General features: G+C 56.0%; 25 protein-coding genes. 11 read left to right on the plus strand and 14 right to left on the minus strand.

Going from position 1 to position 26,756, the window contains the following annotated elements; all coding sequences use genetic code 11:
* Positions 1-4 precede the first annotated feature (4 nt).
* The 7 genes from PAT9B_RS09535 to PAT9B_RS09565 all read left to right on the plus strand — a co-directional run bounded on the left by PAT9B_RS09535 (position 5) and on the right by PAT9B_RS09565 (position 7,940).
* The gene (locus PAT9B_RS09535; protein WP_013509050.1) at positions 5-481 is read left to right on the plus strand and encodes a YhcH/YjgK/YiaL family protein; all 477 of its coding nucleotides are present in this window, start codon (positions 5-7) and stop codon (positions 479-481) included.
* Positions 478-1,773 carry an MFS transporter gene (locus PAT9B_RS09540; RefSeq protein WP_013509051.1) on the plus strand — a complete coding sequence of 432 codons (1,296 nt, stop codon included), beginning with the start codon at positions 478-480 and terminating at the stop codon, positions 1,771-1,773. Before PAT9B_RS09535 ends, PAT9B_RS09540 begins: the two co-directional genes overlap by 4 nt.
* Complete coding sequence (locus PAT9B_RS09545) at positions 1,770-3,251, plus strand: FGGY-family carbohydrate kinase (protein WP_013509052.1); 1,482 nt, start codon at positions 1,770-1,772, stop codon at positions 3,249-3,251. Before PAT9B_RS09540 ends, PAT9B_RS09545 begins: the two co-directional genes overlap by 4 nt.
* The gene (gene ulaD, locus PAT9B_RS09550; protein WP_013509053.1) at positions 3,248-3,904 is read left to right on the plus strand and encodes a 3-keto-L-gulonate-6-phosphate decarboxylase UlaD; all 657 of its coding nucleotides are present in this window, start codon (positions 3,248-3,250) and stop codon (positions 3,902-3,904) included. Before PAT9B_RS09545 ends, ulaD begins: the two co-directional genes overlap by 4 nt.
* Positions 3,901-4,761 (plus strand): L-ribulose-5-phosphate 3-epimerase, encoded by an 861-nt coding sequence (locus tag PAT9B_RS09555; RefSeq protein WP_013509054.1) that lies wholly within the window; start codon positions 3,901-3,903, stop codon positions 4,759-4,761. The genes ulaD and PAT9B_RS09555 overlap by 4 nt, the downstream gene beginning before the upstream one ends.
* Positions 4,758-5,456 (plus strand): L-ribulose-5-phosphate 4-epimerase, encoded by a 699-nt coding sequence (araD, locus tag PAT9B_RS09560; protein WP_013509055.1) that lies wholly within the window; start codon positions 4,758-4,760, stop codon positions 5,454-5,456. Before PAT9B_RS09555 ends, araD begins: the two co-directional genes overlap by 4 nt.
* 207 nt (positions 5,457-5,663) lie before the next feature.
* A complete protein-coding gene (locus PAT9B_RS09565; RefSeq protein WP_013509056.1) occupies positions 5,664-7,940 on the plus strand; it encodes a TonB-dependent siderophore receptor in 2,277 nt (758 codons plus the stop codon).
* Between the two features lie 35 nt (positions 7,941-7,975).
* Here the strand turns inward: PAT9B_RS09565 and kbaY are convergent, their stop codons facing one another.
* The 5 genes from kbaY to kbaZ all read right to left on the minus strand — a co-directional run bounded on the left by kbaY (position 7,976) and on the right by kbaZ (position 13,146).
* Positions 7,976-8,833: a tagatose-bisphosphate aldolase subunit KbaY gene (gene kbaY / locus PAT9B_RS09570; RefSeq protein ID WP_013509057.1), complete on the minus strand. Its 858-nt coding sequence runs from the start codon at positions 8,831-8,833 to the stop codon at positions 7,976-7,978.
* Positions 8,833-9,993: an SIS domain-containing protein gene (locus tag PAT9B_RS09575; protein ID WP_013509058.1), complete on the minus strand. Its 1,161-nt coding sequence runs from the start codon at positions 9,991-9,993 to the stop codon at positions 8,833-8,835. Before PAT9B_RS09575 ends, kbaY begins: the two co-directional genes overlap by 1 nt.
* Positions 9,994-10,339: 346 nt before the next feature.
* The gene (locus PAT9B_RS09580; RefSeq protein WP_013509059.1) at positions 10,340-10,576 is read right to left on the minus strand and encodes a hypothetical protein; all 237 of its coding nucleotides are present in this window, start codon (positions 10,574-10,576) and stop codon (positions 10,340-10,342) included.
* 149 nt (positions 10,577-10,725) lie between these two features.
* Complete coding sequence (nagA, locus tag PAT9B_RS09585; RefSeq protein ID WP_013509060.1) at positions 10,726-11,853, minus strand: N-acetylglucosamine-6-phosphate deacetylase; 1,128 nt, start codon at positions 11,851-11,853, stop codon at positions 10,726-10,728.
* A 12-nt stretch (positions 11,854-11,865) separates the two neighbouring features.
* Positions 11,866-13,146, minus strand: a complete 1,281-nt coding sequence (kbaZ, locus tag PAT9B_RS09590) for a tagatose-bisphosphate aldolase subunit KbaZ (RefSeq protein WP_013509061.1) — start codon at positions 13,144-13,146, stop codon at positions 11,866-11,868.
* A 248-nt stretch (positions 13,147-13,394) separates the two neighbouring features.
* Between kbaZ and PAT9B_RS09595 the strand changes: the two genes are divergently transcribed.
* Entirely contained in the window at positions 13,395-14,204 is an 810-nt protein-coding gene (locus PAT9B_RS09595) for a DeoR family transcriptional regulator (RefSeq protein ID WP_013509062.1), read from the plus strand.
* 33 nt (positions 14,205-14,237) lie between these two features.
* On the opposite strand, the gene PAT9B_RS09600 is transcribed toward PAT9B_RS09595, so the two are convergent.
* From PAT9B_RS09600 to PAT9B_RS09630, 7 genes are all read right to left on the minus strand, one after another.
* Positions 14,238-15,401, minus strand: coding sequence for a Gfo/Idh/MocA family protein (locus PAT9B_RS09600; RefSeq protein ID WP_013509063.1), 1,164 nt, complete (start codon positions 15,399-15,401; stop codon positions 14,238-14,240).
* Between the two features lie 16 nt (positions 15,402-15,417).
* Positions 15,418-16,188, minus strand: a complete 771-nt coding sequence (gene agaR / locus PAT9B_RS09605) for a transcriptional repressor AgaR (RefSeq protein WP_013509064.1) — start codon at positions 16,186-16,188, stop codon at positions 15,418-15,420.
* Complete coding sequence (locus tag PAT9B_RS09610) at positions 16,185-17,102, minus strand: ROK family protein (RefSeq protein WP_013509065.1); 918 nt, start codon at positions 17,100-17,102, stop codon at positions 16,185-16,187. Before PAT9B_RS09610 ends, agaR begins: the two co-directional genes overlap by 4 nt.
* A 16-nt stretch (positions 17,103-17,118) precedes the next feature.
* The gene (locus tag PAT9B_RS09615; RefSeq protein WP_013509066.1) at positions 17,119-18,243 is read right to left on the minus strand and encodes an ABC transporter ATP-binding protein; all 1,125 of its coding nucleotides are present in this window, start codon (positions 18,241-18,243) and stop codon (positions 17,119-17,121) included.
* Between the two features lie 23 nt (positions 18,244-18,266).
* Positions 18,267-19,049 (minus strand): carbohydrate ABC transporter permease, encoded by a 783-nt coding sequence (locus tag PAT9B_RS09620; protein WP_049792206.1) that lies wholly within the window; start codon positions 19,047-19,049, stop codon positions 18,267-18,269.
* Positions 19,050-19,147: 98 nt separating this feature from the next.
* On the minus strand, positions 19,148-20,083 hold the full coding sequence (locus PAT9B_RS09625; protein ID WP_013509068.1) for a carbohydrate ABC transporter permease: 936 nt from the start codon (positions 20,081-20,083) through the stop codon (positions 19,148-19,150).
* Between the two features lie 60 nt (positions 20,084-20,143).
* Positions 20,144-21,409 (minus strand): sugar ABC transporter substrate-binding protein, encoded by a 1,266-nt coding sequence (locus PAT9B_RS09630; RefSeq protein WP_013509069.1) that lies wholly within the window; start codon positions 21,407-21,409, stop codon positions 20,144-20,146.
* 453 nt (positions 21,410-21,862) lie between these two features.
* Here PAT9B_RS09630 and PAT9B_RS09635 point away from each other — a divergent pair, with 453 nt between their 5' ends.
* On the plus strand, positions 21,863-23,533 hold the full coding sequence (locus PAT9B_RS09635) for a DUF4091 domain-containing protein (protein ID WP_013509070.1): 1,671 nt from the start codon (positions 21,863-21,865) through the stop codon (positions 23,531-23,533).
* Between the two features lie 45 nt (positions 23,534-23,578).
* Here PAT9B_RS09635 and PAT9B_RS09640 read toward each other — a convergent pair whose 3' ends face one another.
* Positions 23,579-24,238, minus strand: coding sequence for a DUF3313 domain-containing protein (locus tag PAT9B_RS09640; RefSeq protein WP_013509071.1), 660 nt, complete (start codon positions 24,236-24,238; stop codon positions 23,579-23,581).
* Positions 24,239-24,363: 125 nt separating this feature from the next.
* Here PAT9B_RS09640 and PAT9B_RS09645 point away from each other — a divergent pair, with 125 nt between their 5' ends.
* A complete protein-coding gene (locus PAT9B_RS09645) occupies positions 24,364-24,759 on the plus strand; it encodes a hypothetical protein (protein WP_013509072.1) in 396 nt (131 codons plus the stop codon).
* An 81-nt stretch (positions 24,760-24,840) separates the two neighbouring features.
* Here PAT9B_RS09645 and PAT9B_RS09650 read toward each other — a convergent pair whose 3' ends face one another.
* A complete protein-coding gene (locus PAT9B_RS09650; RefSeq protein WP_013509073.1) occupies positions 24,841-25,761 on the minus strand; it encodes a carbon-nitrogen hydrolase family protein in 921 nt (306 codons plus the stop codon).
* Between the two features lie 86 nt (positions 25,762-25,847).
* Here PAT9B_RS09650 and PAT9B_RS09655 point away from each other — a divergent pair, with 86 nt between their 5' ends.
* Complete coding sequence (locus PAT9B_RS09655) at positions 25,848-26,753, plus strand: LysR family transcriptional regulator (protein ID WP_013509074.1); 906 nt, start codon at positions 25,848-25,850, stop codon at positions 26,751-26,753.
* The last annotated feature ends 3 nt before the right edge of the window (positions 26,754-26,756 follow it).

Genomic DNA, 26,756 nt, shown 5'->3' on the forward strand with positions numbered 1-26,756 from the left:
CCCTATGATTACCGGACATATCGCGAACACCGACGCACATCACTATCCACCCGCCATCGCTCGTGCCATTGCGTATCTCGCCAGCCATGACCTGGCAAACATCGCGGCCGGACGTTATGTCGACAGTGCCACCGGTTGGCAGGTGCAGGTACTGGATTTGCACACCGCACCGGCGAGGGAAAACTATCCCGAAGCGCACCGCCACCATATCGATGTGCAATATCTGGTGTCGGGCGCGGAGGTGATTGGCGTGGCGAATCACCCCGCCAGCCTGGCGGTGCATCAGCCGTATAACGCCGAACGCGACATCATTTTTTACCAGCATGCCACCGATGAAACCCTGATACGTATGGTGCCAGGCACCTTTGCAGTGTTCTTCCCGCAGGATATTCACCGTCCAAACTGCGCGCCGGAGCTGCCAGCGGCGATCCGTAAAGTGGTGGTGAAGATCCCGACAACCGCTCTGGAGGGGATAGCATGAGTCTGACATCGACAGCATTGACCCGTGAAGGCGTACCGGCACTGCGCTGGCTGCGCATCATTCCGCCGATTTTGATCACCTGCATCATCTCCTATATGGACCGCGTCAACATTGCCTTTGCCATGCCGGGTGGGATGGATGCGGAACTGGGCATCAGCGCCTCGATGGCCGGCTTAGCCGGAGGCATCTTCTTTATCGGTTATCTGTTCCTGCAAGTGCCGGGCGGCAAGCTGGCGGTGTACGGCAACGGCAAGCGTTTTATTGGTTGGTCGTTGCTGGCATGGGCGGTGATCTCCATCCTCACCGGTTTAGCCACCAGCCAGTATCAGTTACTGGCGCTGCGCTTTGCTCTCGGGGTGGCGGAAGGTGGCATGTTGCCGGTGGTGCTGACCATGATCGGCAACTGGTTCCCGGATAAAGAACGTGGCCGTGCCAACGCCATCGTCATTATGTTTGTCCCCATTGCCGGAATTATTACTGCTCCGCTGTCAGGTTGGATCATCACCAACTGGGACTGGCGCATGCTGTTCTTTGTTGAAGGGGTGCTGTCGGTGTTTGTGATGGCGCTGTGGCTGTTCACCATCAGCAACCGTCCACAGGAAGCCCGCTGGATCTCGCCAGCCGAGAAGCAGTATCTGATCAAGACCCTGCATGATGAGCAGCTGATGATCAAAGGTCAGAACACGCGCAAAGCCTCGCTGAGTCGGGTGATGCGGGAGCCGGTGATGTGGCGTCTGATCCTCGTGAACTTCTTCTACCAGACCGGCATTTATGGCTACACCCTATGGCTGCCGACCATTCTTAAAGGGCTGACCAACGGCAACGCCGAGAAGGTAGGGATGCTGGCGATTCTGCCGTATGTCGGGGCGATTTTCGGCATGTTTCTGTTCTCAGCGCTGTCCGATGCCAGCGGCCGCCGGAAGATCTTTGTGGCACTGCCGCTGGCTGGCTTTGCCCTGTGTATGGCGCTGTCGGTGCTATTGCAGGCGCATATCTGGTGGTCGTATGCCGCCCTGGTGGGTTGCGGGGTGTTTATCCAGTCGGCTGCGGGCGTGTTCTGGAGTATTCCTCCGCGTCTGTTTAATGCTGAAGTGGCCGGTGGCGCGCGCGGTCTGATCAATGCGCTGGGCAACCTGGGTGGTTTCTGCGGCCCTTATATGGTGGGTGTGCTGATTGCCGAATACAGCAAGGATGCCGGGGTTTACAGCCTGGCGATCTCGCTGGCGATTGCTTCCGTGCTGGCGCTGACCCTGCCGGCGCGCTGCGACTCGGCGAAAGGGGAGGCAGCATGAACAGCTGGTTAGGACTGGACTGTGGCGGCACCTTTATCAAAGCCGGGCTGTATGATGCGCAGGGGCGTGAACTGGCAGTTGCACGGCAAAACCTGCCGGTGTTGGTGCCACAGCCAGGCTGGGCAGAACGGGACATGAGCCAGCTGTGGCAGCAGGCGGCGGCGGTTATTCGCGCGGTGCTGCAACAAAGCGGTCAGCAGGCCGCGCAAGTGGCGGGGGTCGGGATCTCCGCCCAGGGCAAAGGGCTATTCCTGCTGGATAAACAGGGCCAGCCACTGGGCAATGGCATCCTCTCCTCGGATCGGCGCGCATTGACGCTGGTACAGCAGTGGCAACGCGACGGTATGCCGCAGCAGCTCTATCCGCAAACGCGTCAGACGCTGTGGACGGGTCATCCGGTGTCGTTGCTGCGCTGGATCAAACAACAGGAGCCACAGCGCTACGCCGCGATCGGCAGCGTGCTGATGGCCCATGATTACCTGCGTTTTTGCCTGACCGGGGCGCTGGCCTGCGAAGAGACCAATATCTCCGAATCCAATTTGTATGACATGCAAAGCGGCGGCTGGTCGGCCAGATTGGCGGAAAGCTTAGGCATCAGCGAGATCGTCCCGGCTCTGCCGCCGATTATCGGCCCCACCGAGGTGGCTGGATACGTCACGGCGCAGGCGGCGGCAATGTGTGGGCTGCGGGAAGGGACGCCGGTAGTCGGCGGGTTGTTTGATGTGGTGTCCACCGCCTTGTGCGCCGGGTTACATGACGAAACCCGGCTGAATGCGGTGATGGGGACCTGGTCGGTCACCAGCGGCATTACTGATCGCATCATCACCGAGGCGGATTACCCGTTTGTCTATGGCCGCTACGCCATCGACGACCAGTTCATTATCCATGACGCCAGCCCGACTTCAGCCGCCAATCTTGAATGGTTCTGCCAACAATGGGGCATCGAGGATTACCAGCAACTGAACGACTGGGTGGCCTCTCTGCCCGCCGCCAGCAGTTCGCTGCTGTTTCTGCCGTTCCTCTATGGTTGCAATGCCGGGGCCGATCTGCACGGCAGTTTCGTCGGCATGCAGGCGGGCCATAGCCGTGCGCACCTGGTACAGGCGATTTATGAAGGGGTGGTGTTTTCACATCTGACCCATCTCAACCGTATGCGTCAGCGTTTCCCGCAGGCCCACGCGTTGCGTCTGAGTGGAGGACCGACCCGTTCCGCTCCCTGGATGCAGATGCTGGCCGATGCCAGTGGTTTGCCGGTCGAGGTGCCACAAATTGCCGAAAGCGGTTGCCTGGGGGCGGCGCTGGTCGCACTCACCGGCACCGGCGCGTATGCCTCGCTACAACAGGCGCAGCAGGCACTTAATCCCGACATTGTTACCTGGCAGCCGGACAACGCCAGGCACGCCCGCTATCAGCAGAAATATCAACGTTATCAGCAACTGGTCAACGCACTGGCGGCTACACAAGGAGTGAACCCATGAGTCTTCCGTTGCTCCAGTTAGCACTGGACCACACCGACCTTGATGCCGCGCTCAGTACCGCGCAGCAGCTACATCAAGAAGTCGACATCATTGAGGCTGGTACCATTTTGTGTTTCAGCGCCGGGATTGACGCGGTGCGTCGTCTGCGTCAACAGCATCCGGCGAAAACCCTGGTGGCCGATTTTAAAGTCGCCGATGCCGGTGCCACGCTGGCCCGCATGGCGTTTGACGCCGGGGCGAACTGGATGACGGTGATCTGCGCCGCACCGCTGGCGACCTTTGCCACCGCACTGGACGTGGCGCGCAGCTACCAGGGCGATATTCAGATCGAGCTGTTTGGTCACTGGACGCTGGAAGATGCCCGCCAGTGGCGCAGCCTGGGACTGACGCAGGCCATCTACCATCGGGGACGCGACGCGCAAGCCAGCGGCCAGCAGTGGAGTCAGCAGGATCTCGCGGCCATGCAGGCGTTATCCGATATGGGTTTTGCGCTGTCGATCACCGGAGGCATCACCCCGGATGAACTGCCGCAGTTTCGCAATATTGACGTCAAGGCGTTTATCGCCGGGCGCGCATTGAGTGACAGTGTCACTGGAATCACCACCGCACACCAATTTCATCAGGCCATTGCCAACATCTGGGGAACCGCATGAAACGCCAGCATCCACTGGGAATCTATGAAAAAGCGTTGCCCGCCCACCTCACCTGGCCGGAGCGACTGGCGCTGGCGAAAGCCTGTGGTTTCGATTTTGTCGAGATGTCAGTCGATGAAACCGACCAACGGCTCGCCAGACTGGACTGGAGCAAAGAACAACGTCTGTCGCTGGTCAACGCGATGATTGAAACCGGCGTCAGCATTCCGTCAATGTGCCTGTCCGGCCATCGGCGCTTTCCGTTCGGCAGCCACGACGCTGAGACGCGTCAGCGCGCCGATGATCTGATGGATCGGGCGATTCAACTGGCGAAGGACGTGGGTATCCGCACCATTCAACTGGCGGGCTATGACGTCTACTACGAACCCCACGACGAAGGTACGGTAGCGCGTTTTGCCGAGGGGCTATCGCGCGCGGTGGATCGTGCTGCCGCTGCGCAGGTGATGCTGGCCGTGGAAATCATGGACACCGAATTTATCAATGCCATCAGCAAATGGAAGGTGTGGGAGCAGCAGCAGGCGTCGCCGTGGTTCTCCGTCTATCCCGATGTCGGCAACCTTAGCGCCTGGGGCAATGACGTCGCCGCCGAGCTGGCGCTGGGGATTGATCGCATCGCCGCCATCCATCTGAAAGACACCCAACCGGTTACCGCCAGCTCGCCGGGGCAATTCCGCGATGTGCCGTTTGGTACGGGCTGCGTCGATTTCGTCAGCGTATTCCGCACGCTCAAGCAGCTGAATTATCGCGGGGCGTTTCTGATTGAGATGTGGACTGAAAAAGCCGAAGAGCCGGTCGCGGAGATCGTGCAGGCACGGCGCTGGATTGAACAAAAAATGCAGGAAGGGGGATTACTGTGAGCTTATTAACCTTGAAACAACAGGTGCTGGAAGCCAACCTGGCGTTACCGCGCCATCAACTGGTCACCTTTACCTGGGGCAACGTCAGCGCCATCGATCGTGCCAACGGCCTGGTGGCGATCAAACCTTCCGGCGTAGAGTACGACGGCATGACGGTGGAGGATATCGTGGTGGTGGAGCTGGAAAGCGGTCGCATCGTTGAAGGCAGTAAAAAGCCATCCTCGGATACCGCTACCCATCTGGCGCTGTATCGCGCATTTGCCGATATCGGCGGCATTGTGCATACCCATTCGCGCCATGCCACCATTTGGTCACAGGCAGGGCAAGACCTGCCTGCCTGGGGAACGACCCATGCCGATTATTTCTACGGCACCATCCCCTGTACCCGGCTGATGACCGAGCAGGAGATCGTCGATGAATATGAATACCACACCGGACAGGTGATTATTGAAACCTTCCGCTCGCGCGGCATCAGCCCGACAGCGATTCCGGCAGTATTGGTCAATGCCCATGGCCCCTTTGCCTGGGGCAAAGACGCCGACAACGCGGTGCATAATGCCGTGGTACTGGAAGAGATTGCTTATATGGGGATTTTTTCGCGCCAGCTGACGCCGGGGATTAAACATATGCAGCAGGATTTGCTGGATAAACACTTTCTCAGGAAGCACGGTGCGAATGCCTACTATGGGCAGTAACGTGTTGAATTAAAACCCCTCCCGTAGCGGCGCGATTTATCGCACAATTCTGTGCGCGATAAATCGCGCCGCTACGGGGCATGCTGAACCATTCGGTCATACCTGCTCGCGAAAAAATTACGCAGAAATTACGCAATCGCGACGGAAAATAAAGCTAATCACTCTCATTATCATTCCTCTTTTTTGACACCAGTGATTACTTTATTCATGAATAATAAACCTGTTCTTTTGCGCGGCAAAAAGTTCCCTGCGCCCAGCAGCCTGGCGGTGATGATCAGTGTCTGTTGCAACCTTGCGCTACACAGCGCTCAGGCGGCTGACACCACGGCGCAGGTGATTCCGGCAAAAAAGGTCACCGCGCAAAAAAACACCGAGGAAAACACCCTGACCGTCACTGCTACTCCGGTGAGCCGCTTCAATCCGGGTGGTGATGCACTGGTGCCCGCTTATCTCGACGGACAGGTGGCCAACGGCGGACGTCTCGGGATCCTGGGCGAGCAAAGTGCGATGAACGTACCGTTCAGCATCGTTGGCTATACCAGTAAAGCGATTCAGGATCAGCAGGCACGATCCGTGAGCGATGTGGTGCGTAACGATGCCTCGGTTGCGACCGGTTACGGTTACGGCAACACCCAGGAGATCTATAAGATTCGCGGTTTTGAGTTAGCCAGCGAAGATATCTCGTTCGGTGGCCTGTATGGCGTATTACCGCGTCAGTTTATGCCTGTCGAACTGGCTGACCGCGTGGATATCCTGAAGGGTGCCAGTGCGTTTCTCAACGGTGTCCCACCGGGCGGTACCGGCGTGGGTGGCACCATCAACCTCGAACCCAAACGTGCCGGGAGCGAGCCGCTGACCCGCGTCTCCCTCGACTACACCTCCAAATCGCAGGTAGGCGGAGCGGTGGATATTGCCCGTCGCTTCGGTGACAACGATCAGTGGGGGATTCGCGTCAATGCGGTGCATCGTGAAGGGGAAACGGCGGTGGATTACCAGAAACGCCGCCTGACGCTGGGCACCATCGGTCTGGATTATCATGGCGATCGCTTCCGTGCTTCACTGGATGCCGGTGCGGAGAAGCAGACGGTGCACGGTGCGCGTTCGGTGGTGTACACCAGCGGCATGACCAGCATTCCCAAAGCGCCGTCGGCCACCACCAACTACGGCCAGAAATGGGCCTTTACCGACACCAGCAGTCAGTTTGCCATGCTGAAGAGCGAATATGATCTCAGCGATAACTGGACGCTGTACGGTGGCTTTGGTGGCAACCACACCCATGAATACGGCTCTTACTCCTCACCAACCGTTAATGACAGCAACGGCGACGCGACTATGGGTCAGATGCGCGTGCCGTACTTCTCCGACGGTCTGTCAAGCCAGGCAGGGATTCGCGGCAAGTTTGATACCGGCTTTGTGAACCACAGCATCAACCTCGGTTACTCCAGCACCTGGAGTCGCATTCGTAGCTCGTATGCGATGTCTTCCGCCAGCATCAGCACCAATATCTACGATCCAAGCTATGTTGATGAGCCAACCGATGTGGCCTACACCGGCGGCCATATGGATGACCCGCGCGTCACCAGCCGTACCTTCAACAGCGGCGTGTCATTGGCTGATACCATGTCGATGCTGGATGATCGCGTACAGCTGATCACCGCGCTGCGTCGTCAGTCGGTTAACGTGACCAACTACGATTACGATGGGGTACAGTCCGCCAATTTTAGTCAGATGAAAGTCACCCCGGCCTTTGGTCTGGTGTTGAAACCGTGGCAAAACATCTCCTTCTACGCCAACCATATTGAAGCGTTGCAGGCCGGTGAGACCGCCAGCAGCAGCTATGGCAGCGGTACGGTGGTGAACGGCGGGCAGGTCACCGGTATCGAAACCTCCAAACAAAATGAAGTCGGGGTGAAAGCTGATTATGGCCGTATCGCCGGTTCAATTGCGCTGTTTGAGATCCGCAAACCGGTGGCGACCTATCGTTACCTTGGCAACAGCAGCGGCACCGATCAGTATGAATATGGTAACTACGGCGAAGAACGTAACCGTGGTCTGGAACTGAGCCTGTTTGGCGAACCGATGTACGGCGTGCGTCTCAATGGTAGCGCGACCTGGATGGACCCGGAACTGACCAAAACTCAGGACGGCACCTATGATGGCAAAGACGCGATTGGCGTACCCCGTTATCAGCTGGTGCTGGGTGGGGAATGGGATATTCCGGGCTTGCAGGGCGTGACGGCGACCGGACGCGTAATCCGCACCGGTTCGCAATATGCTGACGAAGCCAACACCCTGAAAGTGGACGGCTGGACACGTCTGGATCTGGGGGTGCGCTACGATATGCAACTGCCGAAGAACAATATCGTGTGGCGCGCCACCGTGGAGAACGTCACCAACGAAAACTACTGGGCATCTGCCAGCGATGGCTACCTGACACAGGGCGACCCGCGTACCCTGAAACTGTCGATGACCGTGGATTTCTGATAACCGTAGGCCGCCAGGACTGGCGGCCTTGGCGATTACTGCAAGCGGTCCGCCGATCCACACACCAGGATCTTATCGCGCACCACGGCTTTCATCGCGTCCATACCCACCCGCAAGTAATAACGCGGATCGTTACCCTGCGGGTTCTCACCGAACCAGTTTTTCACTGCCCCGGCAAACGCAATTTTCAGCTCGGTTGCCACATTGACTTTGCACACGCCTAAACTGATGGCACGGCGTACATACGCATCCGGCACATCGCTGGCCCCGTGCAACACCAGCGGGACAGTGACGCGCTGCTGGATCTTCGCCAGCCGCTCAAAGTCAATCTTCGGCGTATGGGGATACAAGCCGTGTGCCGTGCCAATCGCCACTGCCAGACTGTCAACGCCGGTTTGATTGACAAATTCCAGCGCTTCGTCGGGATCGGTCAGAAACGCGCTTTCGTCACTGACCGCCATATCATCTTCCACGCCGCCCAGACGACCCAGCTCAGCTTCAACGCTGCAATCATGGCGATGGCAGAAGTTGACCACTTCACGCGTCAGTTGGACATTATCGGCAAAGGGCACATGACTGCCGTCAATCATCGCGCTGCGCACCCCGGCATGGACTTTGTTGCTGATATCGGCCAGCGACTCATGGTGGTCAAGATGCAGCGCCAGCGGCAGGCCATAGCTGCGGGAATAGGCCTGACACAGGGCGAAGATCTCCTGAAACGCGATATGTTTAAAGGTTCCCGGGGTGCCCGCCAGAATCACCGGTGACTGCATCTCCCGGCAAACATCCAGGATCGCCTGAATGGTTTCCGCGTTGTGAATATTAAACGCGGGTACGGCATAGCCGTGGCTTTGTGCATCTAACAGCAAATATTTCGTGGAGATGATGCCCATCAGCGTGCCTCCGGCCAGGCATGGATCACCACGCCTTGTACCACGCGGTTGACCGTGCCACTGGCAGACGGGGTGTCCGGGGTGATGCCCGCTTTCAGCGAGGCGGTCAGGGCAAAGATCTGCGCGTAAACCAGGAAACAGAACGCCAGTTCGATATCGTTAAAGGTCCGCGAGGCAGGCAGATAGAGATGCGGACCGGCGTCAACCACGGCGGCTGGCGTATCGGTAATGGCGACCACCCGCAATGCGATGTTTTCGCGGTGCAGCTCGGCCAGCAGATCGAGATCGTATTGGCGGGTGTAGGGATGGCTGGAGACAAACACCACCACCAGGGTTTCATCATCGACGAGAGATTTCGGACCATGACGAAAGCCGACCGGTGACTCGTAGAAGGCCGCCAGTTGCCCGGCGGTGAGTTCCAGCACTTTCAGCGCGGATTCGCGTGCGGCACCTTGCAAGCCACCGCTGCCGAGATACACCACGCGCCGCCAGTCGAGATCACCAAACGCCGACTGGCTAAAATCGCCGTGGCTGGCAATGATTTGTTCACAACATGCCGCCACGCTGGCAAAGCTGTGGCTGTTGAACAGTTGTGGCGCAAAAATCGCCAGGCAGCTGAGCATCATGGTGCTGATGCTGCTGGTCATGGCAAAGCCACGATCGTGGGTTTCCGCAGGCATCAGGCGCGCCCGGGCGTTGTCATGCTCACTGGCGTAACGATACAAATCGCCGGTGGCGTTGCAGGTGATAATCAGGTGACGACAATGGGTCACAAACTGGTTGGCCAGCTGCACCGCAGCCACGCTTTCCGGGCTGTTGCCGGAACGGGCAAACGACACCAGCAGCAAAGGCTGCCCGGCGTGAAAATAATCCATCGGGTTGGTGACCAGGTCGGTGGTGGGGATAGCCACCACATTGGCGTTGAGCTGCCGCGCCAGGCAGGGCGCAATAATGTCGCCGATAAACGCTGACGAACCGGCACCGGTGAGAATAATTTTCCCGCCAGGCTGCGCATAGAAGGAGGTCAGCCAGTCATCCAGCTCTGCGCGCTGGCTGTCGAGATGGCGCAGGGCGGTCATCCAACTGGTCGGTTGCTGGCGAATCTCTTCTTCGGTCCAGGTTTGAGTGCCCGATGTGTTGGCCGCAAGGGTTTCATTCATAACACTATCCTTAAGATTAAGCCGTGACAGAAAGTCAACCTGATGGTTTCACTATCTTTCTTTTTGCAGTGCTTTTGTTATTTCAACTGATAATGCAATCTACAAGAAAGAAAGTGAAAGCACAACAGCAAAAGGGAAGAAAACGAAAGGTCATAGGGATGAGGACGTGAAGAAACCGCGTGAAAAATCACGCCACGCAGATTGGTACGAGCAATAACGGCAGCGGCGCGAGTTATCGCGCATCGCCGGATGGAAAGGGAATAATTAGCAGGCAGGGAAAAGGGAGATAATAAATTATTATATTTAACCCGGTGATAACAATATCACCATAATATTTTTGTATTGATTAACCGGTAATAAACAATAACCAACCCATAATGGTGACTGCGGATGTCAAAATATAGCCGACGCCTTCGCCCGTCATATATCGACGCATGGTCATATGCATTTGACCGATCTGAATTTTTTCACGCTTTTCTTCGTGCGTGGCGTTGACGATAGTACGAAATGCGGCGATTCCATTGGTCAATAAAAGCGAACAGAAGGCAGCAACGGCAAGGGTTAGCATGTTATGCATGGTCATAGATTTCAATAAGTCTGTCAGTCGAAGCGGAAAGCCATTTTATTTTAAATGCCCGCGAATTTCAGGTCAAAATGAGCTATCAATGCTATCGCTACAGACTTAAAAATATGCGGCTAATAATGTGCTTTCTCATTAATAGCCGCGCACCTTTATTGCTGAGCCAGACCTTTTACCCAGAGTTGCTGCGGAATCAATTGATTATCCAACGCCAGAATATTGGCCTGTTTCCCTGGCGCAAGCGTGCCAAGCTGATGTGCGATGCCCAGCAGACGGGCCGGATGCAGGCTGGCCATCTCAATCGCCTGTTGGCTACTCACTCCGCCATGGTTGACCATATTGCGCACCGCCGCATCCAGAGCCAGGGTGCTCCCAGCCAGACCACCTGCCGCGCTGCGTACCACCCCAGCACGCATCTCGACATTGTGGCCGCAAATGGCGTACAGACCATCGGGCATGCCTGCGGCCCGCATGGCATCGGTGATCAGGATGATGCGTTGCGCGGCGCACTGACAGGTGATACGCAATACCGCCGGGTGTACATGATGCCCATCGGCGATCACTTCCAGCCAGGCGCGGGTATCACTCAGCCCGGCCCCAACCATGCCGGGTTCGCGATGATGCAAACCACTCATGCCATTGAAGCAGTGCACCAACCCATCGGCACCGGCATCCAGCGCGCGTTGCGTCAGGGCGTAACTGGCGGCACTGTGACCCAGCATCACGCGAATCCCTCGTGCTTTCAGATGGCGGATAGCCGTCAGTGCATCAGGCTTTTCCGGGGCCAGCGCCACCATGCGCAGTGTGCCTTGGGCCGCTTCGATGAGCTGATCAATCTCCGCCAGCGCCAGTTCGCGAAACCACTCCGGCAGATGCGCGCCGCGGTTTTCTGGCGTGAACCACGGCCCTTCCAGATAGCTACCCAACAATTGCGCCCCGCTGGCATCGTGGGGATAAGCGGCAATGCGCTGGAGCGCCGCGATAATCTCCGGCAGCGGCGCGGTGACCGTGGTCGCCAGCCAGGCTCCCACGCCTTCGCGTGCTTTGTGCTGTGCCAGGGTCGTCAGTGCCGCAGGATCGTCATCCATCACATCAACGCCAGCGCCACCGTGCACATGGGTATCAATATAAGCGGGGCATAGCCATTCGGCATCGCGCCGTCGATCGCCGATGGCGATCGGTTGAATCGCGGTGATACGGCCAGCGAGGATATGGATCTGCTGATCGTCGCGCCAGCCACTCTCACACAGCAGCCGCCGGGCGCGAATAATCTGTTCCATCCGTAGACCTCCTTATGCTGGCTGGCAGGCGCGGTGATATTGCTGCAACACGTCCTGCACATGGTCAATCAACAGGGCATGGGGCGTTGCCGCCAACTGGCCCTGACGCACTTTGCCGTACTGCAACGGCAGATATTGGCTGATCAGCGGTAACGGCAGCGCGGTATCGGCCAAATTGCGGATCAACACCTTGAATGCCTCGGCGATCTGGCCATCCGGCCAGTAGTAACGCACGCGGTCTGAATAGCTAAAGCCACGGGCCAGACGGCGGGTGGCGCTGTCGCCGTGATAATGGCTATGCCAGTAATCCGGTTTGTCGAGCATCACGCCTTCCAGCACCGTGCGCAGGTGAGAGCAGGCTTTGGCACTCAGCAGCTCTTCTTCAATACAGGCCAGAGAGAACAACGCTTCACGCAGCGCAAAAGTCAGCGCTGGACCGACTTTAAGAATGGCGAAATGGTCGATCACCAACTGCCGCAACGCCTGTGGGGTTTGATAATCGGTGGAGTGGGCCTCGAACAACGGGCGTCCGGCGGTTTCTGCCCACTGACACAACTGCTGAGCTTTTTGCGGCTGATAATCAATGATATGGGTGTGGTCAAACTCAACGCCGGGCTGTACCACCAGGCCAATAATGCGCGGCCAGAGCGCGGATAATCCCTGTTGTTCAAACGCCTGATGGTGCGCCATCAGCGTGGCCTGGGCGGTTTCTGGCGTGGTGACGGCTAATTCGGTCAGGGTTTCGTGCGCCCCCCCTGGCACCGGGACTTCGGTTCCAATCACGTACACCAAATCAGCACAGCCAAAGTGCTGCTGGCAGGTGGCTTCGGCAATCGCGGCCAGCCGGGCGGCACGTTGAGCGACGATCGCATCGGTCAGCGGCACCGGATCATCAGCGCACGACATGCTGCAATCGAGGTGAATTTTCTTGAACCCGGCCTGTACATAATGAGCAATCAGTACTTCGGCGTGCTGCATCGCCACCTCGGCAGGCTCTTTTTGCCAGCGGTTCGGGCCAAGATGGTCGCCGCCAAGAATCAGCTGATCGCGCGGGAACTGGCAGCTATCCGCCAGTTGCCAGAGAAAATCACGGAAGCCTGCGGGGGTCATCCCGGTGTATCCGCCGGTCTGATCAACCTGATTGGAGGTGGCTTCGACCAGCAGTGGCTGCTGATGGTCACGGGCAAAGCACAGCGCGGCTTCCAGTACCAACGGATGGGCTGAACACACGGAGAAGATGCCGTTTTGTTCACCCTGGCGGTGACGTTCGATGATTTCAGTTAATAGTTTCATTTTAGGCTCCACAGGGTCAGATGCCACCCATCAACCTTTCATAGTCTTTCGTTGTGTGGCGGGTAGCGACGTATGAAAACAAAATGAAAGCTATCAGACGCGATGAGGAGAAGGCAAGAAAAAGATAACGCAAGGCCGTAAGCTATTCTGGCTTGTTGTTGCGCTAACAGAGGTTGCATTTCACTGAAAGAAAGGTGTTAATAGCGCAATCGAAATAAAACGAAAGATCAGACAGGCAGGCAAACCTGATGCAGCATTCCGATAACCCACTGGAAAAAAGCGTGGCGGCGACCAGCGAGCGCCGTGAGCAGATCATTCAAAAACTACGTCAGCACGGCAGCGTGCAGGTGAATGACCTGGCCGCCTTGTACGGCGTCTCTACCGTGACCATCCGTAATGACCTGGCGTTTCTGGAGAAGCAAGGCATCGCGGTGCGGGTGTATGGTGGCGCACTGATCTGCGATAACGGTGTGGCAGCGGTAGAACCTTCGGTCAAAGATAAGAGCGCATTGAATGTGTCAGCAAAGCGCAGCATTGCCAGCGTCGCCGCCGAGCTGATTAAACCGGGCCATCGGGTGATTCTCGATTCCGGCACCACCACCTTTGAGATCGCTCGCCACATGCGCCAGCATCAGAATGTGATCGCCATGACCAATGGAATGAACGTGGCCAACGCGCTGGTTGAAGCAGAAGGGGTCGAGGTGCTGATGACCGGCGGTCATTTACGCCGTCAGTCGCTGTCATTTTATGGCGACCAGGCCGATCATTCGTTACAGAATTACCATTTTGATCTGTTGTTCCTCGGCGTCGATGCCATCGACCTGGAGCGCGGCATCAGTACCCATAATGAAGACGAAGCACGTCTGAATCGCCGCATGTGCGAAGTGGCGGAACGTATCATCGTGGTGACGGATTCCAGCAAATTTAACCGCTCCAGCCTGCATAAAATCATCGATACGCAACGTATCCATATGATCATCACCGATGACAGCATCCCGCAAAACAGCCTCGAAGGGCTGCGCAAAGCCGGGGTTGACGTGGTGCTGGTCAGCCAGTAAAGCACGCGGGCAGGTGTTTGCCCGCGTCACCCGTTACGCTGGCTGCGGCGCGGTCAGCAAACGGTCGAGTTTCTCCCATACCGGTGCCAGATCGACCAACTTACGCTGTTCGCGTGCCTCATCCATCGCCAGTGCCAGAATGCCTGCTTCGATGGCATCTTGCGGCGACACCGGCAGCGGGCCACCACGCAGGACATGATCCATCACTTGCTGCGCCATCTGTTCATCGGCACCATAATGTTGCGACAACGCGGTACGGGTCGCGTAGGACTTATCCACGGTTTTGTTGCCGCTCATCACATCGTGCACCCACAGGAAGCCGCGAATAAAATCACCTTCCGCCTGGCCGCGCGATCCCATAATGCAGAAGCGGCGGAACTGGTCCGGCGCGTTGAGATTGGTGTGGAAATTCAGTGCGACGCCGTTGGCGTATTCAACAATGGCGACCTGATGGTCGACAATGTCGCCGTCGCTGTCGAACACTTTGTCATCACCCAGCCAGCCCGAGGGTTTTTGGTGGAACAGTGACATATCGTCCACGCCTTGCTGGCGGGGATCGTTTTCCGGCACAAAGTTGCGGCGGCCACCGAAGCTGGCAACGCGCATCGGACGTGAACCGATCAGACTATTGTAGAGGTCGAGGTCGTGGCAGCATTTCTCCAGCATAAAACTGCCGGAATAGCGTGAGTAACGACGCCAGTCGCGCATGAAAAACGCACCGTGGTAAGGATAGATATGTTCCGAGGCTTCCACCGACACGATGTTGCCCAACGCGCCTGACTGCCGTGCCTGCATCACATCGCGGTACATCGGTGCGTAGCGCAGTACCAGGCCGATCAACAACTGCTCCTGACCATATTGAGCCAGCAGTTCCGCCAACTGGTAACTTTGCTCCATGCTGGCGACCACCGGTTTTTCGCAGAACACCTTTACGCCTGCGGCCAGGCCGATACGGATATGCTCCAGATGCAGATGGTTGGGTGATCCTATCATCAGCAAGTCGATTTGATGTGCTGCCAGCAATGCCTCTGGCGTGTCATAAGCTTGACCGGCAGCGATGCCATGTTGTTGCAGCGTTGCCAGACCGGCAGGAGCCGGGTCGACATACCCGACGATGGTGAAGTCGGGTGACAGGCTGCTGAATACATGCCCGAGGTAACCGAGACGGAATCCTAATCCAATAATGCCCACTTTCATGACGTTCTCCCGCGTTTTAGCGATCGGCGATAATGATGTCGACGCCCATTTTTTCCAGGGCGCGCACGTATTGTTCGGATATGGCGCTGTCTGTGACCAGCCGGTGAATGCGTTCCACTTCGCGGATCAGACAGAAACTGGTGCGGCCAAACTTGCTGGAGTCGGCCACGGCGATGATTTCACGTGAGACGTCGCACATCGCCCGGTTAATCTGGGCTTCGCCCAATTGTGGCGTGGTGATGCCGGAGGCGAGGTCGAAACCATCAACGCCGAGAAACAGTTTGTCGAAACGGTACTGACGGATATGTTGCTCGGCGGTCGGGCCGTCAATGGACCAGGAAGCGCTGCGCACGTTGCCGCCCAGCACCATCAGATGAATGTTTTCGCGGCTGGCCAGTTCATACGCAATGTTGATGGCATTGGTCATCACCACCAGGTCTTTTTTGCTCTCCAGATGCTTGGTCATCAGACTGGTGGTCGAGCCGGAATCGATAATCACCGCCTCCCCATCGTTAATCAGGCCAGCGGCCGCTTTGGCGATAGCGAATTTGACGTCGCGATTAATTTTGCCTTTGTCTTCCAGCGGGCGGTCAAAGACAAACTGGCGATTCAACTGGGCACCGCCATAGCCACGAATGGCACAGCCGCTTTTTTCCAGCCAGCGCAAATCGTTGCGGATGGTAACGGAGCTGACGTTGTACAGGGTGCTGAGATCTTCCACCCGCACCACACCTTCGCGCCTCAACTGCTCAATAATCGATTCACGGCGTTGCTCGGTATTGATCATAGGGACTCTCTTTCAGCATCGTTGAGGAGGGCAGCACCGCGGACGCCGCTGCTGTCACCAAACACCGGGGCCAAAATCGCTGCCGGTGGGCACAGGGTAAATAAATTTTCGCGCATGGCCGCGGGCAGCAGCGGATAGATTTCAGGAATATTGGATAAGCCGCCGCCCAGCACAAAGGCATCAATATCCAGCAGCAGTTGTAGCCCGGCCAGCGCGCTGGCAAGCACCGCGATAAAAGTATGGAATATCTGTTGCGCCAGCGCATCGGCGCGACGATAGCTGTGCATCAGTTGCGGCAGGTCACTGGCCGGGTGGCCAAAGTGCTGACTCAGTGCCAACAAACCACGACCGGAGACATAGCGTTCATAGCAATCGCTCAGGCCACAATTGCAGCGAAACGAGGGCAGTGCATAACGCTGGAACAGCCGCCCAGGCACCGGCAAATGTCCCCATTCACCGGCCAGCCCGTGTTTACCGCGAAACAGCTGTTTATCGACCACCAGGCCACCACCGGCCCCGGTGCCGATGATGGCACCAAATACCACCCGATAGTCCTGCGTTTGTGGTGCGTGGGCTTCAGACAGGGCAAAGCAGTGGCAGTCATTGCCGATCACCACTGGCCGATTGAGCAGTGTTTCGATATCGCGCTTCAGGTTGCGTCCGTTCAGGCAGGGGACGTTGGCCGCCAGTTGCTGCTGTGTTCGCGGATCGGTGATACCCGGCAAGCCAATACCTACTTTGCCTTTGCCACCAAATTGCTGATCCGCCTCCTGGGTGAGCTTCACCAGGCAATGCAGAAAGGCGGCGTAATCCTCGCCGGGGGTGGGCACCCGTTGGCGAAACAGTTGTTGCATCCTGTCATCCCAGGCGGCGATCTCAATCTTTGTGCCGCCGATATCAAATCCGTAGCGCATCGGTGTTATCCCGCCCTCAGCGTGTCGCCGGGCGCAGCACACGCCCGTGGTTGATATCAAACAAATGCGCGTGGTCCAGCATCAGTTGCAGAGCAATGCGCTCACCGGGTTGCAGAGACCAGCCGGGCGAAGAGGGGAAGCGCGCCACAAAGTGGCGACCCGCGACATCACAATGGACGATCTCTTCATTGCCCATATGTTCCACCGTCTGCACTGTCGCCGGTAGCGCGGCGGGCGCATCGGCCGTGGTGATCACCACATGTTCCGGGCGAATACCCAGGCAAATCTGCTCCTCGCTATAGCCGTTGAGGCGATCGGCGACACTGGCTGGCAGCGAGAGTTGCCCGGCATCGCCAAACGAGAGCGCTAACATGCCTGCGTTACGCATAATAGTTACATCATGCAAGTTCATAGCCGGGCTGCCGATAAACGCAGCCACAAATTTGTTTGCCGGCTGATGATAGAGGGTGACCGGCTTATCGACCTGTTGGATCACCCCTCGATCCAGGACGCAGATGCGGTCGCCCATCGTCATCGCTTCCACCTGATCGTGCGTGACGTAAACCATGGTGGAGGGCAATCCTTCCGCTTTCAGTTGCTGGTGCAGATTGATCAGTTGCAGGCGCATCGAGACGCGCAGTTTGGCATCCAGATTGGACAGTGGCTCATCAAACAAAAACACGCGAGGACGGCGCACAATGGCGCGGCCCAGTGCGACGCGTTGACACTGGCCGCCGGATAACTGGCCCGGTTTGCGTTCCAGCAAGTGACTGATCTCCAGATTCTCTGCCGCTTCACGTACCCGACGGTCGATCTCTTCACGCGGCATTTTCCCTTGCAGACTAAACGCCATGTTTTTGTATACCGTCATATGTGGGTAAAGCGCGTAGTTCTGGAACACCATCGCCACTTCGCGATCCTTGGGTAAGACCTGATTGACGCAGCGGTTCTGGATCACGATTTCACCGGCACTGATGCTTTCCAGTCCGGCAATCATGCGCAGCAGCGTCGATTTGGCGCAGCCCGATGGCCCGACAAACACCATAAATTCGCCTTCCTGAATCGACAGCTCAATACCGTGCAGCGCCTGGAAGCCGTTGGGATAAATTTTCTTCACATCATGTAATTGAATACCAGACATAGCTGCTTCCTCTGAGTGGTGAATTAGCCTTTCACACCGGCGCTGGCGATGCCCTGAATGAAATAGCGCTGGAAAAAGATGAATAAAATCAACATCGGCAATACCGCCATCAAGGCACCGGCCATCAGCATTGGGTAGGGCACCCCGGCGCGACTGGCCAGGGACGCGAGGCCGACGGGCAGCGTGAGTTTATTGACGCTGGTGTTGACGATCAGTGGCCACATCAGGTTGTTCCACGCCCACAGGCCATTGATGATGGTGCAGGCGATTAAACCCGGTCGAATCAGCGGCAGCAGAATGCGCCAGAAAATGGTGAAGTGGTTGTAGCCATCGAGCAACGCGGCTTCTTCCAGTTCACGCGGGACGCCGAGGAAGAACTGCCGCAGCAGGAAGGTGGCGTAAATACTGAAGATGCCCGGCAGGATCAGACCGCTCAGGGTGTTCACTAAACCGAGTTTCTGCACAATCAGAAACTGTGGGATGAGAAATGCTTGCGCGGGCACCATCAAAATCGAGACGCACAACATAAACACCGTATCGCGCCCGCGAAATGTCAAACGCGAGAAACCGTAGGCTGCCATGGCGGCAATCAGCATTTGCAGCGTCACGGTAAAAAAGGTGTAGAGAAACGAGTTGATGTAAAAAGTGGTGAACGGGATCTCCGTTAATATGCGGTGATAAGCCTGCATCGAAGGATGCGCGGGCAGGATCGCCAGCGGAATCTGAATGCTTTCCGGCTGCGTTTTTAACGAGGTCAGCAGCATCCAGATAAAGGGTACCAATGAGATCAGGCTGGCCAGCGTCATCAGGATATACACCGTCAGACGGCGCAGCTTTTCCTGATGTTGTCGGCGAAACCACGCCAGCTCTTCGGATTGGGTTAATGTGCTCATGGCGGGCTTCCTCAGGTCACCTTAATTTTTTTACCAATAAACATCTGCACCAGGCTAATCACCAGGGTGACGACAAATAGCACCACGGCAATCGCGGAGGCATAGCCTTTTTCCTGTAAATAAAACGCGTATTTATAAAACAGGAAGGTCACCGTCATGGCATCGCTTTCAATCATCGAACGGTCGAACATGAGAAAAATCACGTCGAAGATTTGCAGGACTTCGATAAAACTCATAATTGAAACGAAAAATAACGTGGGCAACATCAGCGGCAAGGTAATAAAGAAGAAGCGGCGTAGGGTGCCAATGCCATCAATATCGGCGGCTTCATACACCTGGCGAGGAATATTCTGTAACCCGGCCAGCAGAATGATGATTTTTAACGCCAGTGATGACCAGATGATAATAATTGACACGCTGAGATGGACCACTTTGGGATCGGACAGCCAGTCAACAGAGGGCAGACCAATAAATCCCAGCAAATGGTTTACCAGGCCAAAATCGCCGTTGAACAGCCATTGCCACACCATCGCCACCGCCGCAGGCATGGTGATAGCGGGCAGGAACAGCAGGGTACGGAACAGTGTCTTGCCGCGAATCGGTTGATTCAGGCCGATCGCCAGCAACAACGATAGCGCCAGGCTGACCGGCACACACACCACCACATAGAACAGGGTATTCAGAGCGGCGGTGTAAAAATCATCATCGCTGAACAGGTCACGATAATTATCCAGGCTCACTTCAGTCCAGTTCATAAACTGATTGAGATCGGTAAAGCTGTAAAACAACGTTTGGAGAAAGGGAATGAAATAAAAAACCAGTAAGCCGATAACCAATGGCGCGATCATAATCCAGCCCCAGAAACGCTCGGCACGTTCCAGACTGCTGACATTTTTTACCGTTTTAACCGCAGGAAGATTTACGGCGACGGGAGAGATATTTTCCATCTTTATCGGCTCCGATAGCGGGAACAGGGCGGGGATACGATCATCCCCGCGTGGTAAATATTACTTTTCCATCACCCGGCTAATTTTCTTCACCGATTTATCCATCTCTTCTTTGGCATCTGCGCCCATAAATATCTTCTTCAGGCTGCTGATCCACATATTTTGCCACTTCGGTGTATTGGTACCTGCCGTCGGGTAAGCCGTGGCGTGATCCAGGGCATTAAGATAAGCGGTGACGTCAACTTGCTTAACGTTCGCGGCCCATGCTGGCATCGCCTGTTTGTTGGCTGGGATCACCGCAGCGGCCAGCTCCTCCTGCGAGGATTTTTGCGCCATAAAGGAGACATAGCGCCAGGCGGCATCTTTATGCTTACCGTTGGCATACAGGGCGAAGCCCAGGCTGTGTGCCACACCCGCTTCTTTATCGATGCGCGGCATTTCGATCACGCCGATATGATCGTTAATCTGCGGGTTGCTGGCGAAGGGTGCCGCCTGCCAGGAACCGGCGTACACCATCGCAGCGCGGTTGGACGTGAACACCGAGTCGGTTTTCAGTTCGCTCATCTGGTTGGCGGTCGGCAGCAAGCCACCTTTCATCATTTGTTGCAGTTGCTGATACACCCAAATGGCGTTATCGCTGGCGATATCGGTGGGTTGGCCGTTGGTCGGCACAATATGGACGCCTTTCTGATACAGCAGGTTCAGATAGCTTTCCTGACCGTCATTGCTCAGGTCCATATACAGCGGGAAGGCATCACCGTTCAGTTTGGCTTTCAGCGCGGTGGCGGTGGTTTTCAGATCATCCCAGGTCCAGCCTTTTTTCGGATAACTGACCCCGGCCTGATCAAACAGTTTTTTGTTGTACCAGACGGCGATGGCATCCACATCACGCGGAATCGCCAACTGGTTACCGTCAAACTGATAGGCTTTCACCGAACTGGCAACGATGTTGTTCAGATCGACAGATTTATCGTTCAGGTAGCCGTTGAGTGGGGCCAGCACGTGGTTCTGCGCATACTGGATAAAGTAAGGCATGTTGACCCAGAAGATATCCGGTGCCACGCCGCCCGCGACAGCGGAATCCAGTTTGACGAAATACTGAGATGCCGGCACCACTTCAATATCAATATTGATATCCGGGTTGGCTTTCTCAAATGATTGCGCAATTTTTTCTTCCGCAGGAAGTTGATTACGATCCCAAATTGCATAACGCAAGGTTATTTTATCTGCTGCGTGACTGAGTGCAGGAATTAAAAGTGCGACAGCTAATGCAATTCCGGAAATTACTGGCCTGACGTGAGACTTATTGTTTTTAGCAGACAGCATGACACAACCCTCATCAATAAGAAGTATTTCGCTGGAAAGACCCGGTGTTGATAAATGATTTTGTAAACCATCCGTAATCTGACTGTCAACAACGAAAAAGTGTAAGTGAGAGATGTGATTTTCCTTTCGATCTTTCGAAATCGAAAGGTTTTTGCGCGGTTTTTGCCTCCTCTTTCGTCACAAAAAGAACGAAGCGAAAGGTTGCGGCGACGGTAATGATCTAATTAGCAAGGCTTTTTTTCTGCACATCCAGGAAGATTCACAGGCCGTAAATAAATGTAATTAAAACCGCACTCATTACTTTATTTCTGCGTGGCTTTCGCTATCGGCAGGAAAATATTATGTTTTGCGAGCTGCGTCATCTTATTTTCTTATTACCTTTTTTTTCTATTTTTTCTTTCCCGCATGCGTGCTATTAAATTGCCCAACTTCTGACTCTGAAAGGGATGAACCATGGCGTTACATCTGCGGCTGACTTCGTCGCTGGAAAAAATGTTCCATCAAAAAACAATTACTGAAGTAAAACAACTGACGACGGCCAGCATGCTGACCAATGAAACGTTCTCGTTTCAGGCACAATATTTTCTGCCGTCGCAGGAACGCAAAACCCGCCGGACCTTGCAGTGGTCCGTCGAGGGAGAGCTGCTGCCGTGGTTGCAGGTTTATCAGGTCACCTCGGTGCCCGGACATTTACCCTGCTACAACACCGTGGATGACCATTATCTGACGACGGAGCCGGGCCTGTTTCCCGATTTGTTGATGCCGCTCACTGCGCCGACCGTACAAGTCACCTGTAACTATCAGGGCGCATTGTGGCTTTGTCTGACGCCGCCAGCGGAAGGTTTACCGCCGGGCGAGCATCCACTGACGCTACGCTTACACGACGAGGCAGAAGGCAGCGTGATGAGTGAGGCCACACTGGTTGTGACGGTGTTGCCTGCCAGCTTACCCGTGCAGCAGCTGTACCATACCGAATGGATTCATACCGATTGCCTGGCGGATTACTATCAACTGACGGTGTTCAGTGACGAGTACTGGCAGGCGGTGCGCCAATTTGTGCAAAGCGCTGTCGCGCATGGCGTCAATATGATGTTGACGCCGCTGTTCACTCCACCGCTCGATACCGCACGCGGCACAGTGCGCACCGAGGTGCAGTTGATTGACGTGTTTGATGACGGGCAGGGTGGCTATCGCTTTGGCTTTGAGCGGCTGGCGCGCTGGGTGGATTTATGCCGCCAAGAGGGCATCCGCGATTTTGAGATCGCCCATTTTTTCACCCAATGGGGGGCCGCACATGCGCCGCACATTGCGGTACAACTGCCGGATGGTCGCCGGGAAGCGCGGTTTGGCTGGCATACCGATGCCTTTGGGCCGCAGTGGCGGCACTTCCTGAGCACCTTCCTGCCGCAACTGACCGCCTGGTTTGATCAGCAGGGGTTGCGCGATCGGGTGTGGTTCCATATTTCCGATGAGCCTAATGAACAGCATCTGGAGAATTACCGTAAAGCCAGCGATTTGCTCCGGCCATTAATTGCTGGCTATCGCACGCTGGATGCCTTATCCGATTACGATTTTTACCGCCTCGGCCTGGTGGAAAAACCGGTGACGGCGTCTGACCACCTTGAACCCTTCCTGGAAAATCAGGTGCCCGGTCAGTGGACCTATTATTGCTGTGCGCAATATCTCGATGTGGCTAACCGTTTTATGGCGCAACCGTCGGTGCGTAACCGCATCCTTGGGGTGCAGCTGTGGTTGTACCGCATTGAAGGGTTCCTGCATTGGGGATTTAACTTCTACAACAGTGAGCTGTCACGTGAGGCGATAGATCCTTTTGCGGTTACCGACGGTTTGCAGGCCTTCCCGGCAGGCGATCCTTTCCTCGTTTATCCCGGAAAAGACTTCACGCCGCTGCCTTCGATCCGCCTCAAGGTATTACTGGAAGCGATGCAGGATTTACGCGCCTTACAATGTCTGGAGTCGTTGCAAGGCCGAGCCGCAGTGGAGGCGCTGGTTGATGACGTGATGGGGATGCGTATTACCTTTAAAGCGTGGCCAGCCGATGCCGAGAAATTATTGCAACTGCGCGCCGAGGTTAACCGCCGTATTGGCCGTGAGCAGGCGTAAGTAACAAAAGCGGCGCGTTACCGCGCGCCGCCTTTCGTTGGCAGGTTATTGCAACTTCTTCAGCAGTTCTTCCGCGCCTTTATCAATACCGGTTTCGGCGGCACTCAAGGATCCGAAGGTGGCTCCAATGTTCATCGCGTTGGGATATTGTTCCGCAACATAAGCCAGCAGCAAGGTATTGCTCGCAGCATCATGAATTTCCACCGCATAGTTGACGTAACCACTCAGCATGCCGCGTCCGCCGCGAATGGACTGCACAATATTATAGGGGCCGCCAGCCAGGTCGAATTTAGTGATGGTCCCGGCGACCTGGGTCGTGGTATCTGCGCCGGTTAGCGTCAGTTTGACGCGTAAGGCACCCGGTGCGGGCGTGGTGGTGCTCTGGAAACGCTTGCTTAATGCCTCAGTAAATTTTTTCTGCATATAATCCGCGAGATGTTGGCGGTCTGCCAGGTCCATATCATTAAACTGACCATCACTGCCCGGATAAATACTTACCGGCTCGATAATGATCTGTCCGTACTTTTTCCAGTCCACTGGCGTGCTGTAGCGCCAGGGAATTCTGTCATGATCATCGTCCGCGTTAGCAGTCAGACGTGAAGACGACGCCAGCCCGGAATATTTCACCGGCGCTGTGCTCGCACATCCCGCCAGTAACAACAACGCGGCCAAGCCTGCACCGATGCCCACTACTGATTTCTTCACGTGATTCTCCCAAAGTCAGGTTAAGTAAAAAAACATCATAATTAAACTGTACGGTATAGTTATCTTGATTTATGCTATTTCTGTCAAGCGGATGTTGCGCCAGGTTTCTGTGGGGGGAATGAGGAATGCACCAGGCAATCGTCAGTGATGAAAGTCGGGGGGTATGGCAAGCGGCGATCGCGATCAGCACCGATAGCGGGGTAGTCAGCCGGATTGCGTTGCCGCTACGCTATGCGCGTCTGCCGCTGCGCAAGCGGCTTATCGGGTTAGGGGTCAGATTGATTTTGGCGGCACAGTGCCATGCCCGGTTGCTGCCCGAAGCTAAGGAGCAGGTGATGTGGCTGATCAATGCCGCCATGTTGCGCGGGGAACTGAAATGCCGCAGCCCGGAAATTATGGTCATGACCTTTATGCGGATGCTGTACCAATACAAGGTGGATCAGGCGCTGCCGTTACGTGCGGCGGTACATACGGCTGTCGAGCAGTTTATAGCGGAGAATGGTAGCCCGCACCTTGCGTAGCGGCGCGATTTATCGCGCAGGTTTTTCCGGCATCGAGCACGAAATGGCGCGATAAATCGCGCCACTACGGTTCAGTATAATTTATTGAAACATTACGGTTTTTTTTGGTTTTTGATCAACCGCTAACGAGAACACATCCGGGCGGGCGTAATGGCCGACCACGTCAAAGTCATAGCGGGCGCGAATCAGTTCATCGGTGTCGATTTGGGCGGTGAGTAATCCTTCGCTGCCACGTAACGGGCCAGCCAGGACATCGCCCAACGGACCAATAATGACGCTTCCCCCCTGGATCAGCGGACGTTGGCTGTCCCAGCCCGGAATCTCAATTCCCAGTTCGGCGGGTGACGGCTGCAACTGGCAGGCGCTCAACACAAAACAACGCCCTTCGTGGGCGATGTGGCGCATCGATGCCTGCCACACATCACGTTCATCAACCGTGGGGGCACACCAGATTTGCACCTCTTTAGCGTACATGGCAGTACGCAGCAGCGGCATATGGTTTTCCCAGCAAATGGCGGCACCAAGGCGTCCGGCCTGGCTATCCACTACCGGCAAGGTGGAACCATCCCCCTGGCCCCAAATCAGGCGTTCGGTGCCGGTTGGCATCAGCTTGCGATGTTTTGCCACCAGACCGCTTTCAGGTTCAAAAAACAACGCGCTGCAATACAGGGTACTGCCTTCACGTTCAATCACACCGATCACCAACGCGGCCTGGGTGCGATGTGCCAGTGCGGCCAGCGCCTCGGTCTCTTGACCCGGCACATCGATGGCGTTGGCAAAATATTCCGCCCAGGTTTCACGTCCTTGCGGCAGGCGGTAGCCCAGTTGTGTGCCGAAGGTTTCCCCTTTGGGGTAGCCACCGAGCAAGGCTTCAGGCATCACCACCAGGCGCGCCTGGCTGGCGATAATCTGGGATTCGTAAGACAAAATTTTGTCTAACGTCTGTGCTTTACCTTCAGGAGCGGAGCCAATTTGTAGCACCGCCACGGTTGAGGTTGTCATGGCCAATTACCTGTGAGCGGGGAAATAAAGCCAAGATATACCTTGGTGTAGTACTATGAATCAATCCTGCTTACCGACTAACAGATATGAACCAAATTAATATCGAGTCGCTTGACCTGAATCTGTTCAAAGTATTCGAAGCCCTGTATGAAGAGGGCAGCGCCAGCCGGGCCGCACTGCGTCTGGGGATCACCCAGTCTGCCGTCAGTGCTGCGCTGGGCCGGCTGCGGAAAATTTATGGCGATCACCTGTTTGATCGCACCGGGCGGGGGTTGCGTCCCAGCCGCCGCGCCGAGGAGTTAAAACCCATCGTCAGCGAAGCGCTAAATCGTTGCCGCCAGAGCCTGGCGCTGGCGCAGCGTGAGCGGGCGGAATTTGATGGCCGAACGCTGGTGCTGGGCTGGTCTGACGAGTATGAAATTGCCCTGGCACGCCCGCTGATCAACCGTGTCGCACTGGCATATCCCGGCTTGCGGCTGATTTTCCGGCAAATTCACAGCCGCATCGTCAGCGGAATGTTGATGAACCGCATGGTTGATTTGGCCGTGACCGCTGGCAGTGGTCATTCGGCGGCGCTGAGTAAAGAGTTAGTGGGGGTGAGTGGTTACGCCTGTTTGCTCGACTTTACTCCGCCAGCGGGTGAATTGACGCTGAGTGACTACACCCAACTGCAACATATTCTGATCTCTTCGGGGGGCGTGGTGGGGATCGTTGATGAAGTGCTGGCTGAGCTGGGCCTGAAACGCACGGTTGAAGCGGCGGCGACCCACTTTTCGGCGGTGCCTTATCTGATCAAAGGTTCGCGTTCGATTGTGACGTTACCCAGCCATGCCGCTCAGGCAATGGCGGCGATGTTTGATTTGCAGCTCTTCCGCTGTCCGGTTGCCTTACCCGAATATCCCATTGAGTTGACCTGGCGTACTGACAGCCTGAGAGACCCGGCGGTGGCCGGGGTCAGGAATATTTTGCGCGAATTGCTGAAAGGGATGTGACGC

The organism is Pantoea sp. At-9b (assembly GCF_000175935.2).
GTDB lineage: Bacteria > Pseudomonadota > Gammaproteobacteria > Enterobacterales > Enterobacteriaceae > Pantoea.

Bases quoted from the DNA above. Each gene is read 5' to 3' on its own strand.
- PAT9B_RS09535 (WP_013509050.1), top strand. From the start codon at position 5: ATGATTACCGGACATATCGCGAACACCGACGCACATCACTATCCACCC.
- PAT9B_RS09540 (WP_013509051.1), top strand. From the start codon at position 478: ATGAGTCTGACATCGACAGCATTGACCCGTGAAGGCGTACCGGCACTG.
- PAT9B_RS09545 (WP_013509052.1), top strand. From the start codon at position 1,770: ATGAACAGCTGGTTAGGACTGGACTGTGGCGGCACCTTTATCAAAGCC.
- ulaD (WP_013509053.1), top strand. From the start codon at position 3,248: ATGAGTCTTCCGTTGCTCCAGTTAGCACTGGACCACACCGACCTTGAT.
- PAT9B_RS09555 (WP_013509054.1), top strand. From the start codon at position 3,901: ATGAAACGCCAGCATCCACTGGGAATCTATGAAAAAGCGTTGCCCGCC.
- PAT9B_RS09565 (WP_013509056.1), top strand. From the start codon at position 5,664: ATGAATAATAAACCTGTTCTTTTGCGCGGCAAAAAGTTCCCTGCGCCC.
- kbaY (WP_013509057.1), bottom strand. From the start codon at position 8,833: ATGGGCATCATCTCCACGAAATATTTGCTGTTAGATGCACAAAGCCAC.
- PAT9B_RS09575 (WP_013509058.1), bottom strand. From the start codon at position 9,993: ATGAATGAAACCCTTGCGGCCAACACATCGGGCACTCAAACCTGGACC.
- PAT9B_RS09580 (WP_013509059.1), bottom strand. From the start codon at position 10,576: ATGACCATGCATAACATGCTAACCCTTGCCGTTGCTGCCTTCTGTTCG.
- nagA (WP_013509060.1), bottom strand. From the start codon at position 11,853: ATGGAACAGATTATTCGCGCCCGGCGGCTGCTGTGTGAGAGTGGCTGG.
- kbaZ (WP_013509061.1), bottom strand. From the start codon at position 13,146: ATGAAACTATTAACTGAAATCATCGAACGTCACCGCCAGGGTGAACAA.
- PAT9B_RS09595 (WP_013509062.1), top strand. From the start codon at position 13,395: ATGCAGCATTCCGATAACCCACTGGAAAAAAGCGTGGCGGCGACCAGC.
- PAT9B_RS09600 (WP_013509063.1), bottom strand. From the start codon at position 15,401: ATGAAAGTGGGCATTATTGGATTAGGATTCCGTCTCGGTTACCTCGGG.
- agaR (WP_013509064.1), bottom strand. From the start codon at position 16,188: ATGATCAATACCGAGCAACGCCGTGAATCGATTATTGAGCAGTTGAGG.
- PAT9B_RS09610 (WP_013509065.1), bottom strand. From the start codon at position 17,102: ATGCGCTACGGATTTGATATCGGCGGCACAAAGATTGAGATCGCCGCC.
- PAT9B_RS09615 (WP_013509066.1), bottom strand. From the start codon at position 18,243: ATGTCTGGTATTCAATTACATGATGTGAAGAAAATTTATCCCAACGGC.
- PAT9B_RS09620 (WP_049792206.1), bottom strand. From the start codon at position 19,049: ATGACGCTGGCCAGCCTGATCTCATTGGTACCCTTTATCTGGATGCTG.
- PAT9B_RS09625 (WP_013509068.1), bottom strand. From the start codon at position 20,083: ATGGAAAATATCTCTCCCGTCGCCGTAAATCTTCCTGCGGTTAAAACG.
- PAT9B_RS09630 (WP_013509069.1), bottom strand. From the start codon at position 21,409: ATGCTGTCTGCTAAAAACAATAAGTCTCACGTCAGGCCAGTAATTTCC.
- PAT9B_RS09635 (WP_013509070.1), top strand. From the start codon at position 21,863: ATGGCGTTACATCTGCGGCTGACTTCGTCGCTGGAAAAAATGTTCCAT.
- PAT9B_RS09645 (WP_013509072.1), top strand. From the start codon at position 24,364: ATGCACCAGGCAATCGTCAGTGATGAAAGTCGGGGGGTATGGCAAGCG.
- PAT9B_RS09650 (WP_013509073.1), bottom strand. From the start codon at position 25,761: ATGACAACCTCAACCGTGGCGGTGCTACAAATTGGCTCCGCTCCTGAA.
- PAT9B_RS09655 (WP_013509074.1), top strand. From the start codon at position 25,848: ATGAACCAAATTAATATCGAGTCGCTTGACCTGAATCTGTTCAAAGTA.